A 233-nucleotide genomic window follows, 5' to 3' on the forward strand; every position below is an offset into this window, starting at 1 on the left:
GGTAATGGTAATACCACGCTCCTGCTCCTGCCCCATCCAGTCAGTAGTCGCCGCACCGTCATGCACTTCACCCATTTTATGGCGGGGGGCGGGGGGGGGGGGGGGGGGGGGGCGGGGGGGGGGGTGGGGGGGGCGGGGGGGGGGGCCGGGGGGGGGGGGGGGGGGGGCCCCGCCCCCCCCCCCCCCCGGCCCGAGCGCGGGGTGCGTCGGCTCCGCGGTGGGGTGTGGGACTA

Annotated in this window: 1 pseudogene; it reads right to left on the reverse strand. The window is 79.4% G+C overall.

Going from position 1 to position 233, the window contains the following annotated elements:
* A pseudogene (locus AAEZ08_RS23525) lies at positions 1-81 on the reverse strand (hypothetical protein); the annotation flags it as partial.
* Between the last annotated feature and the right edge of the window lie 152 nt (positions 82-233).

It is taken from the genome of Pseudomonas sp. E45-MNA-CIBAN-0222, assembly GCF_040310405.1.
GTDB lineage: Bacteria > Pseudomonadota > Gammaproteobacteria > Pseudomonadales > Pseudomonadaceae > Stutzerimonas > Stutzerimonas stutzeri_AC.